The organism is Micromonospora sp. DT178 (genome assembly GCF_049841695.1).
Classification (GTDB): domain Bacteria; phylum Actinomycetota; class Actinomycetes; order Mycobacteriales; family Micromonosporaceae; genus Micromonospora.
Genome location: NZ_JBNCKV010000005.1, coordinates 322,724 through 336,047, shown reverse-complemented (window position 1 = coordinate 336,047; position 13,324 = coordinate 322,724). Strand labels below are relative to the sequence as shown.

Annotated in this window: 13 protein-coding genes; 6 read left to right on the top strand and 7 right to left on the bottom strand. The window is 74.0% G+C overall.

Features of this window, described 5'->3' with window-relative positions; translation table 11 throughout:
• A partial coding sequence (locus ACLQ22_RS12430; protein ID WP_425692396.1) for an LppU/SCO3897 family protein occupies positions 1-2,411 on the top strand: 2,411 nt, incomplete at its 5' end.
• Positions 2,412-2,573: 162 nt separating this feature from the next.
• On the opposite strand, the gene ACLQ22_RS12425 is transcribed toward ACLQ22_RS12430, so the two are convergent.
• Complete coding sequence (locus tag ACLQ22_RS12425; RefSeq protein WP_425692395.1) at positions 2,574-3,314, bottom strand: helix-turn-helix domain-containing protein; 741 nt, start codon at positions 3,312-3,314, stop codon at positions 2,574-2,576.
• A 366-nt stretch (positions 3,315-3,680) separates the two neighbouring features.
• Here ACLQ22_RS12425 and ACLQ22_RS12420 point away from each other — a divergent pair, with 366 nt between their 5' ends.
• The 3 genes from ACLQ22_RS12420 to ACLQ22_RS12410 all read left to right on the top strand — a co-directional run bounded on the left by ACLQ22_RS12420 (position 3,681) and on the right by ACLQ22_RS12410 (position 6,149).
• Positions 3,681-3,992: a hypothetical protein gene (locus ACLQ22_RS12420; RefSeq protein WP_425692394.1), complete on the top strand. Its 312-nt coding sequence runs from the start codon at positions 3,681-3,683 to the stop codon at positions 3,990-3,992.
• Positions 3,992-4,237: a flavin reductase gene (locus tag ACLQ22_RS12415; protein ID WP_425692393.1), complete on the top strand. Its 246-nt coding sequence runs from the start codon at positions 3,992-3,994 to the stop codon at positions 4,235-4,237. Before ACLQ22_RS12420 ends, ACLQ22_RS12415 begins: the two co-directional genes overlap by 1 nt.
• Positions 4,238-4,307: 70 nt before the next feature.
• Complete coding sequence (locus ACLQ22_RS12410) at positions 4,308-6,149, top strand: NHL domain-containing thioredoxin family protein (RefSeq protein ID WP_425692392.1); 1,842 nt, start codon at positions 4,308-4,310, stop codon at positions 6,147-6,149.
• A 51-nt stretch (positions 6,150-6,200) separates the two neighbouring features.
• Here the strand turns inward: ACLQ22_RS12410 and ACLQ22_RS12405 are convergent, their stop codons facing one another.
• From ACLQ22_RS12405 to ACLQ22_RS12395, 3 genes are read right to left on the bottom strand one after another with little or no spacing between them, the layout of a single operon-like run.
• Positions 6,201-6,950, bottom strand: a complete 750-nt coding sequence (locus ACLQ22_RS12405; protein ID WP_121397300.1) for a LamB/YcsF family protein — start codon at positions 6,948-6,950, stop codon at positions 6,201-6,203.
• Entirely contained in the window at positions 6,934-7,890 is a 957-nt protein-coding gene (locus ACLQ22_RS12400) for a biotin-dependent carboxyltransferase family protein (protein ID WP_425692478.1), read from the bottom strand. Before ACLQ22_RS12400 ends, ACLQ22_RS12405 begins: the two co-directional genes overlap by 17 nt.
• Positions 7,788-8,408, bottom strand: coding sequence for a 5-oxoprolinase subunit B family protein (locus ACLQ22_RS12395; protein WP_425692391.1), 621 nt, complete (start codon positions 8,406-8,408; stop codon positions 7,788-7,790). The genes ACLQ22_RS12400 and ACLQ22_RS12395 overlap by 103 nt, the downstream gene beginning before the upstream one ends.
• Before the next feature lie 107 nt (positions 8,409-8,515).
• Between ACLQ22_RS12395 and trhA the strand changes: the two genes are divergently transcribed.
• Positions 8,516-9,193 (top strand): PAQR family membrane homeostasis protein TrhA, encoded by a 678-nt coding sequence (gene trhA, locus ACLQ22_RS12390; RefSeq protein WP_425692390.1) that lies wholly within the window; start codon positions 8,516-8,518, stop codon positions 9,191-9,193.
• Positions 9,194-9,256: 63 nt separating this feature from the next.
• On the opposite strand, the gene ACLQ22_RS12385 is transcribed toward trhA, so the two are convergent.
• Positions 9,257-9,541, bottom strand: a complete 285-nt coding sequence (locus ACLQ22_RS12385) for a DUF6458 family protein (RefSeq protein ID WP_425692389.1) — start codon at positions 9,539-9,541, stop codon at positions 9,257-9,259.
• 115 nt (positions 9,542-9,656) lie between these two features.
• Here ACLQ22_RS12385 and ACLQ22_RS12380 point away from each other — a divergent pair, with 115 nt between their 5' ends.
• A complete protein-coding gene (locus tag ACLQ22_RS12380; RefSeq protein WP_425692388.1) occupies positions 9,657-10,196 on the top strand; it encodes a SixA phosphatase family protein in 540 nt (179 codons plus the stop codon).
• A 117-nt stretch (positions 10,197-10,313) separates the two neighbouring features.
• On the opposite strand, the gene ACLQ22_RS12375 is transcribed toward ACLQ22_RS12380, so the two are convergent.
• Both ACLQ22_RS12375 and ACLQ22_RS12370 read right to left on the bottom strand, forming a co-directional pair.
• Complete coding sequence (locus tag ACLQ22_RS12375) at positions 10,314-10,583, bottom strand: DUF6458 family protein (protein WP_013730795.1); 270 nt, start codon at positions 10,581-10,583, stop codon at positions 10,314-10,316.
• Positions 10,584-11,428: 845 nt separating this feature from the next.
• Positions 11,429-13,285 carry an acyl-CoA dehydrogenase gene (locus ACLQ22_RS12370; RefSeq protein WP_425692387.1) on the bottom strand — a complete coding sequence of 619 codons (1,857 nt, stop codon included), beginning with the start codon at positions 13,283-13,285 and terminating at the stop codon, positions 11,429-11,431.
• Between the last annotated feature and the right edge of the window lie 39 nt (positions 13,286-13,324).

The following is a 13,324-nucleotide window of genomic DNA, read 5'->3' as shown; positions in this document are numbered from 1 at the left end:
GCGGCGCCGCCCGGGTCCCGCAGCCCGCCCCGGCCCCCGCACCCGCCCCCCAGCCCTGGCCCGCCCAGGACGACCCCAACCGCTCCGGCGGCTGGGTCAGCGGCCAGCAGCAGGACGAGCAGGCCCGTCCCGGCGGCTGGGCCGACGGTGCCACCCCGGACGATCGGCCCCCGCAGGGCGACTGGGCCGCGCAGCAGGACGACCCGAACCGCTCCGGCGGCGGCCAGCAGCAGGACGACCCGAACCGCTCCGGCGGCTGGGCCGGCACCGCGCAACAGCAGGACGAGCAGCCCGCCTGGGGATCGGCCGAGCAGGCGTCCCCCGCCTGGGCGCAACCCGAGCCCGCCGCCCGCGGCGCCGCCCGGGTCCCGCAGCCCGCCCCGGCCCCCGCACCCGCCCCCCAGCCCTGGCCCGCCCAGGACGACCCCTCCCGCTCCGGCGGCTGGAACGCCGAGTCCCCTCAGGACCCCGCCAACGGCTGGCCCCCCGGGCAGCAGCAGGACGACCCCAACCGCTCCGGCGGCTGGGCCGGCACCGAGCAGCAGCAGGGCGAGCAGCCCGGCTGGGACGCCGGTGCGGAACAGCCTCAGGGTGGCGCCTGGGCCGCCTCCCGCGACGACGCGCCCCGGGACGACCAGCCTCAGGGCGACGAGTGGCCCGCCCGGGATGAGCGTTCCGCGCGGGGTGCCGCGTCCGTGCCCCCGATGCCCGACGACCGGGACGCGAACGGCTGGGGCGCCGCACAGCCCACCTCCACCCCGCCCGGCCGGGCCTCCGTCCCGGTGCCCGGCGACGGCGGGCCGAAGCCGTGGGCTCCCGCTCCGGAGAGCCCGCCGCAGTGGGCCGGCAACGCTGCCGAGCGCCCGGCCGTACCGGATGTCGAGCCGTGGTCGGCGGACGAGGTGTGGGGCCGCGCGGAGGCGAGCGAGCCGGCCCCGGGCCGCGCCGGCAACGGCTGGGAGCCGGAGCAGGCCGAGGAGCCCCCGATCTACCAGCCCGCACCGGGGCCCGGCATCTCGCCGGCCAACGCCGTGCCGCTGCCGCCGCAGGAGCAGCGGGTGCCCGGTGCCAGCCTGGCCTCCGCCCCGCCGGCCGACTACGCGCCGCCGGCCCAGTTCGCCCCCGAGCAGCCCGGCCGGGACGGCGGTCTGCCGGCGTACGAGCAGGAGCAGCCGGCTTGGGCCCAGGCCGGCTCCCGGCACGACGAGCCGCAGTCGCCCGCCGGTCCCGTGGTCCCCGCACCGCGCACCTCGCCGGAGGCGGGCGGACGGGCGGCCGTACCGTCGCCGGAGGGTGCCGAACCGGCCGCCGGCAGCGTCTCGGCGAGCGCCTCGGTGCCGCTGGCCAGCCGGGTGATGCCGCCGACCGACCAGGCCCTCCGCCCGGGTGGTGCGCCCGCGCCGCAGCCCCGGGTGTACGGCCGACCGGCCCGCCCTGAGCCGGCGGACGAGCCGGAGCAGGAGGACCCGCGCGGGCACCGACCGGACCACGCGCCGGCGCCCAGCTTCGACCAGGGCCCGGACCCCCGCTTCGACCAGGGACCGGACCCGCGCTTCGGCCAGGGGCCGGATCCGCGCTTCGAGCAGGGGCCGGACCCGCGCTTCGGCCAGGGCCAGGACAACCGGTTCGACCAGGCCCCCGAGGGCCGGTTCGACCAGGGCCCGGACAACCGGTTCGACCAGGGCCCGGATGGCCGCTTCGACGACCGGGACCGGGCGCCGAGCGGGACCGCCGTCTTCGGCGCGGTCTCCCCGGTGGCGCCCGCCTCGCCGGCCGCGCCTCCCGCCTTCCCGCCGGGCGTGCCGTCCTTCGTCGACGCGCCGGCCAGCAACCGACCGGTGAACGGGGTCCGGCCGCACGACGGCGCGGACCGCCCCGCCGACCCCTTCGGTACGCCGGCAGCCGGCGGCCCGGCACCCGGCTACGGGGCCGCCCCGACGGCCGAGCCCACGCCGGGTGGCGCGTTCCCGCCGGCGTTCCCACCGCCTCCGCAGCAGCCCGGCCCCTGGGACCAGGGCGGCCCGGAGCAGGAGCAGAACCGGTTCGACTCGTTCAAGCCGATCGCGGAGCCGAAGACCGAGGCCCCCACGCCCAAGGTCCGCAACGGCCGGGTGCTCGCGGCGGTGCTCGTCGCGGCGGTGCTCATCCTGGCGGTGCCGCTGGGCCTGCTCATGCTGCTCGGCAAGGTCGGCGGCGAGGACCCGGCCCCGGCGTTCGACCCGGCGGTCGGCAGCTGCGTCAAGAAGTCGGGCGAGACGGCGGCGGCGGCGGAGTGCGGCGAGGCGGGTGCCTTCACCGTGGTCTCCAAGGTGGACGCGAAGGACAAGTGCGCCGACCCGACCCAGCCGCACGTGGTGCTCCAGGGCGGCGGGGCGAACCGCGTGCTCTGCCTCAAGCCGGCAGGTCAGTAGCGACGAACACGGCGGCGGGGCCACGGGAGACCGTGGCCCCGCCGCCGTTTTTCCGGCCGGCAGTGCCGTGGAACGGATGCGAAGAACGACAGTGCCCGTGGTACGGCAACGGAAGCGCCCGCCACCGGGATCGGGGACGGGCGCTTTCGGGAGTCTGGTCGGTCAGGAACGCCCGGCGACCTGGGCGTCCGTCCACAGAGCCTCGAAATGCTCCACGTAGCGGTCGAACGCGCCGCCGGCACCGCGACGGCGCAGGTGCAGGGTCACCGAGTCCTGCCCCAGCCCGGCACCGATATGCGTCGCCACGATCGCCTCATCGTCGAAGATCCAGACCGACATCGCGACATGCCGGTCGGTCAGGCGGGTCGGCAGGTTCTCTGGTGACTTCGCGATCTCCGCCTGCGTCGTGGCGATACGGGTGGCGAGAGTGAGCGGCGTGTCCTCGATCCGCTCCCGACTGGTGGTGACCGAACTGGCCGGGTCGCCCAACAGAAAACGAACGTCGGCGCCCTCGCGCACCTTGGTGCCGAGCGTGACAGCCGCGTTCGGCACCTCCAACCAGACGAAGTAGCTGGTGTATCCGCCGAACCATAGTCGCTTGCGGGCCTGCCCGATCAGTTCACCGAACAGGGGGCGCGGAAGCTCGGACCGGCGCGGGTAGACGCCCACGATCTCGCGGTCTGCCCCTAGCTTGACCGCGCGGCGAACAACATCAGGCCACAGCACATCTACATCCTTACCCAGCACCGAGGCAACACGCACTCGCGATCGAGGGTGGGGAACGCGACCACGGCTGATCCACCGCTCGACCGTCTTCGCGTCCACATCGCACTTGGCAGCGAGGTCGGTGATCGTCAGGCCCGCCACGGTCAGGGCCTCGCGTAGGGCTTCGTTCCTGGGCACGGCAGGGGACCTTTCCTAGACGTCCCTCGATGGTCTCATGGCAGCGGTTCAACCGTCCGTAACTGGCTGGAAGCGTTTCGCAGTGCACGCCGTGAGCCGGTGAGGCGATGGAGGCCCGCCGGTCACGCTGCGGGGCCGCGCTGGGCGAGCAGCCGGGCGGCCCCTCCCACCAACTGCCGCACGAGGGGGAGCCATGCCCGAGGAGAGGCCGACACCGACACCCGCGCCGAGGAACGATCCGCCGCCGGCCCGCCCGGTCGTCCCCGGGCCGATCGGTCCGTTCATCCCGCCGTACCGGGGCCCAGGCCGCGTGAGCAACGTCGTCCCCGCGCCGCGCTGGTCCGCCCGGTGCAACCGGGGTCCGCAGTGACCGCCCGGACGCCGCCTCCCGTACGGATGCTGCGGGCCGGCGAGATCCTCCACCTGACCCGGGCCGCGTCCCCGCAGTTCGTGACCCCGATGCGCGTGCGCGTGATCCGCGAACTCGTCGACCGCTTCCCGCCGTACGGCTGGCTCTGGTTCGAGGGTTACCAGCTCGACGCCAAGGGCCGCGCGGTGGCGAAGCGCGAGCTGTTCGTCCTGCGCGAGGGCCTTGAGTGGGTCGTCACCGCGCCGCCCCCGGCCCGGCCTGCCCTCTCCCGCCGGCTACCGGCCCGGCCCCGCGTGGCGGTGGGCTGATGGTGCACGTCCGCGCCCACGTCCCCAGCCGGCCCACCTGGCGGTGCAGCGCCTGCGGGGTGGCGTGGCCCTGCTCGACGGCGAAGCTTCTCCTGCTCGCGAGGTACCGCGAGAACCGCGACGCGCTGATGGTCCACCTCGCCGAGCTGCGCGAGGAGGCCGCCGCGCAACTCGCCGAGTTGGACCACGGCAGCCCGCCGGCGGACCTGACCGTGCGCTTCACCGGCTGGGCCCGCGCCCGCTAGCCCGGCTCGCCGCTGTCGTCCGGGTCACGGAGCCCGGCTCGGCCCAGCGCGACATGGCAGGCTGACAACCATGGGAACGACACCGCGCGTACGTGCTCCCGAGCTGCGGGGCCGGCAGTGGCTCAACACGGGTGGGCGAGAGCTGAAGCTGTCCGATCTGCGGGGCAAGATCGTAATCGCTGACTTCTGGACCTTCTGCTGCATCAACTGCCTGCACGTGCTCGACGAGCTGCGCCCGCTGGAGGAGAAGTACGGCGACGTGCTCGTCGTGATCGGCGTGCACTCGCCGAAGTTCGAGCACGAGAAGGACCCGGACGCGCTGGCCGCCGCCGTGGAGCGGTACGGCGTCCACCATCCGGTGCTCGACGACCCCGAGCTGGAGATGTGGCAGCAGTACGCCGCCCGCGCCTGGCCCACCCTGTCGGTGATCGACCCCGAGGGCTACGTGGTGGCGACGATGGCCGGCGAGGGTCACGCCGAAGGGCTCGCCCGCCTCATCGACGACCTGATCGCCACCCACGAGGCGAAGGGAACCCTGCACCGGGGCGACGGACCGTACGTCCCGCCCGCCGAGCCGGAGACCACGCTGCGCTTCCCGGGCAAGGCGGTGCTGCTGGAGAACGGCAACCTGCTGGTGTCCGACTCGGCCCGGCACTCGCTGGCGGAGCTGGCCCCCGACGGCGAGACGCTGGTCCGGCGGATCGGCGCGGGCAGCCGGGGCCGGGTCGACGGTCCGGCCGGGGCGGCCACCTTCTCCGAGCCGCAGGGGCTGTGCCTGCTGCCGGCGCACACCGCCGAGGTGGCCGGCTACGACCTCGTCGTCGCCGACACGGTCAACCACCTGCTGCGCGGCGTACGGCTGGCGGACGGCGAGGTGGTGACGGTCGCCGGCACCGGACGGCAGTGGCGTTCCACGGTCGACGACCACTCGCACGACGCGCTCTCGGTCGACCTCTCCTCCCCCTGGGACCTGGCCTGGTACGACGACAAGGTCGTCATCGCGATGGCCGGCATCCACCAGCTCTGGTGGTTCGACCCGGTGAAGCGCACCGCCGGCATGTACGCGGGCACCACCGTCGAGGCCCTGCGCGACGGTCCGCTGGCCGAGGCGTGGATGGCGCAGCCGTCCGGCCTCTCCGTCTCCGCCGACGGCGTCCGGCTCTGGGTGGCCGACAGCGAGACCAGCGCGATCCGGTACGTCGAGAACGACGTCATGGGCACCGCAGTCGGGCAGGGGCTCTTCGACTTCGGGCACGTCGACGGGCCGGCGTCGGAGGCGCTGCTCCAGCACCCGTTGGGGGTGTTGGCGCTGCCGGACGGCTCGGTGCTGGTGGCCGACACGTACAACGGGGCGGTCCGCCGCTTCGACCCCGAGAGCGACCGGGTCTCGACGGTCGCCGACGGGCTCGCCGAGCCGAGCGACCTGGTGCTCACCCCGGCCGGCGAGGTCCTGGTGGTGGAGTCCGCCGCGCACCGGCTGACCCGGCTGGCGCCCGGCGCGCTCTCGGCGGCCGGCGCGAGCACCGTCGACGGTCCCCGGCACCGCACCGAGCGCAAGCCCACCGACGTGGCGGCCGGCGAGGTGACCCTGGACGTGATCTTCACGCCCGCACCGGGGCAGAAGCTCGACGAGACGTACGGCCCGTCGACGCGGCTGGTGGTGTCGGCGTCGCCGCCGGAGCTGCTGGTGGAGGGGGCGGGGACCGGCACCGAGCTGTCCCGCCGGCTGGTGGTCGACGGCACGGTGGCCGGCGGGGTGCTCCAGGTGACCGCCCAGGCGGCGACCTGCGACGCGGACGTCGAGCACGCGGCCTGCCACCTGACCCGGCAGGACTGGGGCGTCCCCGTCCGGGTGGTCGACGGCGGCGCCGCGCGGCTTCCGCTGGTGCTGCGCGGCCTGGACGACGCCTGACGCCGGTCGTCGTCGAGGAAGGGCCCCTCCCTCGGGGGAAGGGGCCCTTTCTCACGCGAACGGGGTGGGGGTGACGCCGGCGTCGATCAGGGCGGCGCGCACCAGTTCGGCGCAGCGGACCGCGCCGGGGGTGTCGCCGTGCAGGCAGATCGACTCGACCGGGCACGGGACGACGCTGCCGTCGACCGCGACCACGGTCCGCTCGGTGGCCATCCGCACGGCCCGGGCGGCCACCTCCTCCGGGTCGGTGACCAGCGCGCCGGGGGCGGTGCGCGGCACCAGCGAGCCGTTGGGCAGGTAGCCCCGGTCGGCGAAGCCCTCGGCGACCACCCGCAGCCCGGCGCCGGCGGCGAGCTGCGCGAGGACCGAGCCGGGCGGGCAGAGCAGCGGCAGCTGGTCGTCGTAGTCGCCGACCGCCGCGACCAGCGCCGCCGCCTGGGCCTCGTCGCAGGCGGCCGCGTGGTAGAGCGCCCCGTGCGGCTTCAGGTAGCGGACCCGGGTGCGGAACAGCCGGCAGAACGCCTCCAGGGCCCCGAGCTGGTAGGTGACCTCGTCGCGCAGCTCCGCGAAGGCGTACGCGATGTGCCGCCGGCCGAAGCCGGCGAGGTCCCGGTAGCCGACCTGCGCGCCGACGGCCACCCCGCGCTCGGCGGCGCCCTCGCAGACCCGCCGCATGGTGGACGCGTCGCCGGCGTGGAAGCCGCAGGCGACGTTGGCGGAGGTGACGAGGTCCAGCAGCGCGGCGTCGTCGCCGAGTCGCCAGATGCCGAATCCCTCGCCGAGGTCAGCGTTGAGGTCCATGGAACCTGACCGTAGTCCCTGGCCGGGCCTGTGCGAGCGGGGTCACGTCGTCCACCACCCCGACGACGGGGTACCCGCCGGTGGTCGGATGGTCGGCGAGGAAGATCAACGGTTGGCCGTCCGCCGGCACCTGCACCGCGCCGAGCACGATGCCCTCGCTGGGCAGTTCCCCGGCCACCGCGCGGGGCAGCGCCGCGCCGGTGAGTCGCGCGCCGACCCGGTTGCTGACCGGGCTCACCGTGTACGCGCTGCCGAACAGATGGTCCAGCGCGGCCGAGGTGAACCAGTCGTCGCGGGGGCCGAGCCGCAGGGTCAGCCGCAGCTCGGTCGGGGTGGGCGCCGCGACGGTGACGTCCACCGGGGCGGGCGGTCCGGTCGGTGTGCCCAGGGGCAGCCGGTCGCCGTCGCGCAGTGGCGGCGGGCCGAGCCCGGAGAGGGTGTCGGTGGCGCGGCTGCCGAGCAGGGGTTCGACGGCGAGCCCGCCGCCGACCGCGAGCCAGTTGCGCAGGCCGTCGCGGGGCGGGCCGATCCGCAGCACGGCGCCCGCCGGCACCGACAGCGGCCGGCCCACGTCACCGGGGCGGTCGCCGACCCGGACGGCGGCACCGGCACCGGTGACCGCGACGGCCGTCGCGCGGCGGAACCGCAGCTCGCATCCGGTCATCGTGATCTCCAGGCCGGCGGCGGACTCCGGGTTGCCGACGAGCCGGTTGGCCAGCCGCAGCGCCGCCGGGTCGAGCGCCCCCGACCGGGGTACGCCCAGGTGAGCCCAGCCGGCCCGGCCCAGGTCCTGCACGGTGGTCAGCGCCCCGGCGCGGAGCACCTCGACCGCCGGGGTCACGCGGCCACCAGGCGTACCCGGGTGCCCGGGGTGAGCCGGGCCGGCGGGTCGGCGTGCACGTCGAAGAGGGCCATCGCGGTGCGCCCGACCAGCAGCCAGCCGCCGGGCGAGGCCGCCGGATAGATCCCGGCGTACGGGCCGGCCAGGGCGACCGAGCCGGCCGGCACCCGGGGGCGCGGGGTCGGCAGCCGGGGCACCGCCAGCTCGGCGGGGAGCCCGGTGAGGTAGGCGAACCCGGGGGCGAAGCCGCAGAAGGCCACCCGGAAGGAGGTACGCCGCAGCCGGTCGACCACCGCGGGCACGTCCACGCTCCAGTGGTCGGCGACGAGGGGCAGGTCCTCCCCGTCGTACGTCACCGGAACCTCGACCAGGTCGGCGGCCGCTGCGGGCGCGCCGGGGGCGGCCGGTCGGGGCGGCCAGGTGGCGATCCTCGCGGCCGTCGTGGCCGGATCCGGCACGCCGTCGAGCAGGACGGTGGTGGCCGCCGGCACGATCTCGACGGCCGTCAGCTCGCCGCGTTCGCGCCGCCGCCACAGCTCGGCCCGCCACGCCTCCACCTGATCGGCGTCGGCACAGTCGATCAGCAGGGCGTGTGCGCCGACGGGTCGGATCCGCATCCCGCCATACTCCCCGACCGGCGCACGGCACCAGGGTCGGTCGACCGCCGTCCCACGTGACCGGACGCACTACTTGAAAGTAACCTACGGTGCCGTAACCTAAGGGCGTGACCACCTCCGCACCGCTTCGACTGAAGCCGGTCGACATCGGTAAGCCCCGGATGCGCGGCTGGCTGCACACGTACGCGTTCTTCGTCGCCCTCCTCTGCGGCATCGTGCTCAGCGCGATCGCCGCCACCCGGCCCGGCTGGGCCCCGCTGGTCAGTTGCCTCATCTACAGCGTGACGGTGTGCGGGCTCTTCGGCACCAGCGCGCTCTACCACCGGCGGGTGTGGTCCGAGCGCGGCTACCAGATCATGCGCCGGATGGACCATTCGATGATCTTCGTGTTCATCGCCGGCACCTACACCCCGTTCTGCGTACTGCTGCTGGAACCCCGGCCGGCCACCATCATGCTGGGGCTGGTCTGGGGCGGCGCGCTCGCGGGCGTGGCGCTCAAGCTGGTCTGGCCGCACGCCCCGCGCTGGGTCTCCGCGCCGCTCTACCTGGCGCTCGGCTGGGTCTCGGTCGCGATGCTGCCCGACATCCTGCATCAGGGCGGCGTCACGGCGCTGGTGCTACTGAGCGCGGGCGGCGCGATCTACAGCGTCGGCGCGGTCTTCTACGCGCTCCGCCGGCCCAACCCCTGGCCCACCGTCTTCGGCCACCACGAGTTCTTCCACGCCTGCACGCTCGTGGCCGCGCTCTGCCACCACATCGCCATCTACTTCGCCCTCTTCGCCTGACGGACACGCACCCGGGGGCCCCGCCGCGTGGCGGAGCCCCCGGAAAGACCGTGTTCCCTGACGTCAGACGGTGCGGCGCGGCCGACGCACCTCGCGGTACTCCTCCACGACCCGGTCGTCCTGCACCGGCACGACCTGCTCGGCGACCACGCGCTCACCGCGCACCGGGGCGACCACGGCCCGACGGCGCGAGTTCCAGAAGTGGAGGGTGAGCAGCAGGCCGGCCACGCCGGTCAGCATCAGCACCCAGCCGACCACGGCCAGGTTGAGCCAGCCGAGATCCGCCTCCACGGCGAACGCGAAGATCGCACCCAACGCGATCAGGAAGATACTGCCACCAAAGCCCATCTCGTCGCCTCCTCGGCTGTCCCCTGGCGTTTCCTTCCGCCGCGGCCATCGGTGAGGTTGCGGCATCCATCGACTTACCCAGGCGCTCTGATCGCCAATCGGGCAAGCTGAGGGCATGACGGACGCTTCCGCCCGGGGACGCACGCTGGTGCTGCTCCGGCACGCCAAGGCCGAGCCGCCCGGGGAGGTGGTGCCGGACGTGCAGCGCCCCCTGGCCGTACGGGGCCAGGCCGACGCGGCCGCGGCCGGCGCCTGGCTGGCCAAGCACGACCTGCTGCCGGACGTGGTCATCTGCTCGGCCGCCCGGCGCACGCGGGAGACCTGGCACAGCGTGGCGATGGGCATGACCGGATCCCCGCCGGAGGGCGGCTCGGCGGGCCCCGCCCCCGTCGTGCGCTACGAGGCCGACGCGTACGAGGCGCACCCGGAGGACCTGCTGGCGCTGGTCCGGGGCGTGGACCCGAGCGCCCGTACGGTGCTGCTGATCGCGCACAACCCGGGCATCTCGCTGCTCTCGGCGCTGCTCGACCCGGAGCGGGCGGACCAGGACGGCATGCGCACCAGCGACGTGGTGGTGCACCGGGCCGACGTCGACTGGCCGCAGCTCGCCGCGGGCAGGGCACCGATCACGGATCGGCACACCGCACGCGGCTGAGCCACCCGCCGGTGCGTGGCGGGTGGCTCAGGACGGCGGCGCCGTCAAACCGCGGCTCAGGGCGGCGGTGCCGTCAGGCGGCGGGCTCAGGACGGCGGTGCCGCCAGGCGGCGTGGCTCAGGACGGCGGCGCCGTCGGCGGCGGCGGATCGGGCGGCGGCGGCATCATCGCGGTCGGGTGCGAGAGTCGGTTCTCCTCGACGATCAGAGTCCGTGCCCGCTTGCGCCGGTCCTGCCAGAACCAGAGCGTGGTGAGCAGGACGCCCAGCCCGGCCAGGATGAACACCCAGCCGACCGCGCGCAGGTCGACCCACCAGACGTTGGCTCTGATGGCGAAGGTCAGGATCGCGCCGATGGCGATCAGAAAGATTCCGCTACCAATGCCCATGTGCGCTGCACTCCCCCGTGCGGTGGCTCTGGGCGTTCTCTGACGTGGCCTCGCGACGGTTACCCGCCACACCGCCCGGCTACCCGGATGGCGTTCCCCAATAGCCGACGGAAGCACACTGCGACGGGCAGCCCACCACTCTTCTCGATCGGCCCGGTTGCATCGCCACGGCTGCGCACGGTAACCGCGCCTCAGAAATCCGCGTCGTTACTCCCGGTAGCTAACGCCACGCGGCGTCACCGTCCGCGAAACGGACACTGCGCCTGAATATGGACCGATTGGCGCGAACAGGCGCTCCCACCGGCACCCCTCCGCAGACGCTTTGCTCTGCATCCATGGACGCAACAGGCACCCAGAGTTGCTGTTGCGTCCATGGATGCAGAGCAAAGGGCGGCGGGGGTGGGGTCGCGGGAGCGGCGCGTCCGTTACAGTGCGTGATCGGCTCGACCCTGGCGTGCCCGGAATGCCGCAGGGCGCCGGCCGCCGACGGAGGCAGCGGAACCCGTTCGTTCGAGGTCCGAGGCAGCGGGACCACCCTCGGGCGAAGGTCGAAAGCTGCGGGGACCGCGCTCGTTCGTGGCCCTCGGCGGGGCCCACGGACGCGACGACCGGATCCGGCTGCGACGAGCGGAATGGTCGGGCAAGTGCAGGTGGGACGGCGTGCACCCGCCCGGGGGCGGGCTCACGCGCCTCCGACGGCACCACTGGCGATGTCCGGCGCGGTCCCGGGTCCGGCGGCGGACGGACGACGACGGCCGGCGAGCTGTTGCCCGCCGGCCGTCGTGCCGATCATCGCCGGGTCGTCCCCGGCTCCGCCGCCGCGCCGTGGCGCGTCACGGCGTACCTCAGAAGGCCTCCTCCGGGAGGTCCATGACGTCCAGGTCGGTGCTCTCGACGATCCGCCGGTCGGCGCCGATGCGGGGCAGCACCTCGCGGGCGAAGAACCGGGCGGCGGCCACCTTGCCGGTGTAGAACGCCTTGTCGGCGGCGGAGACCTCGCCGGCCAGGGCCTTCAGGGCCACGTCGGCCTGCTTCTGAAGCAGCCAACCGACGACCAGGTCGCCGATCGCCAGCAGGAAGCGGCGGCTGCTCAGGCCGACCTTGTAGAGCGCCCGGGTGTCGCCGCCCTGCGCCTCGCCCAGCCAGCCGGTCATCACGCCCAGCATGTTCTGGATCTCGGCGAGCGCCTTGCCCAGCGCCTGCCGCTCCTCCTTGAGCTGACCGTTGCCGGCCTCGGTGGCGATGAACTCCTGGATCTCGCCGGCGACCGCCATCAGGGCCTTGCCGTTGTCCCGGACGATCTTCCGGAAGATGAGGTCGAGGCTCTGGATCGCCGTCGTGCCCTCGTAGAGGGTGTCGATCTTCGCGTCCCGGACGTACTGCTCCAGGGGGTAGTCCTGGAGGAAGCCGGAGCCGCCGAAGGTCTGCAGCGACTCGTGGCCGAGCAGCTCGTACGCCCGCTCCGAACCGACGCCCTTGACCAGCGGGAGCAGCAGGTCGTTGACCCGCTTGGCGAGCTTGGTCGCCTTCTCGTCGCCCGCCGCCTCGGCGATGGCGACCTTGTCCTGCCAGGTGGCGGTGTAGCAGACCAGGGCGCGCAGGCCCTCGGCGTACGCCTTCTGCAGCAGCAGCGAGCGGCGCACGTCCGGGTGGTGGGTGATCGTGACGCGCGGCGCGGTCTTGTCCGCCATCTGGGTCAGGTCGGCGCCCTGCACCCGGCTCTTGGCGTACTCCAGGGCGTTCAGGTAGCCGGTCGAGAGGGTGGCGATGGCCTTGGTGCCGACCATCATCCGGGCGTTCTCGATGATCATGAACATCTGCCGGATGCCCTCGTGCTTCTCGCCCAGCAGCCAGCCCTTGGCCGGTACGCCGTGCTCGCCGAAGGTCACCTCGCAGGTGTTGGAGACCTTCAGGCCCATCTTGTGCTCGACGTTGGTGGCGAAGACGCCGTTGCGCTCGCCCAGCTCACCGGTGTTCTCGTCGAAGTGGTACTTCGGCACCACGAAGAGGGAGAGGCCCTTGGTGCCCGGGCCACCGACACCCTCGACGCCGACCGGACGGGCCAGCACGTAGTGGATGATGTTGTCGGTCAGGTCGTGCTCGGCGGACGTGATGAAGCGCTTCACGCCCTCGATGTGCCAGGAGCCGTCGGGCTGCGGGACGGCGCGGGCCCGGCCGGCGCCCACGTCCGAGCCGGCGTCCGGCTCGGTGAGCACCATCGTGGAGCCCCACTGCTTGTCGGCGAAGAGCTTCGCCCACCGCTTCTGCTGCTCGGTGCCCTCGACGTGCAGCACGTGCGCGAAGGACGGGCCGGAGGAGTACATCCACACGGCGGCGTTGGCGCCGAGGATCAGCTCGGCGAGGGACCACACGAGCGCCCGGGGCGCGTTGCTGCCGTCCAGCTCCGTCGGGAGCTCCAGGCGCCAGAACTCGGAGTTCATAAACGCCCGGTACGACTTCTTGAACGACTCCGGCAGCGGCGCGGTGTGCGTGGCCGGGTCGAAGACCGGCGGGTTGCGGTCGCTGTCCGTGTAGCTGGCGGCCAGATCCTCACGGGCGAGGCGGTCGACCTCAGCGAGGATGTCGCGTGCGGTGTCGACGTCCAGGTCCGTGTACGGCTCCTGGCTGAACGCCTGGTCCGCCCCGAAGACCTCGAAGAGGTTGAACTCGAGGTCCCGAAGGTTGCTCTTGTAGTGGGTCATGCTCGCTGGCCCCGCTTCCGGACAGGTGTTACCGATCAG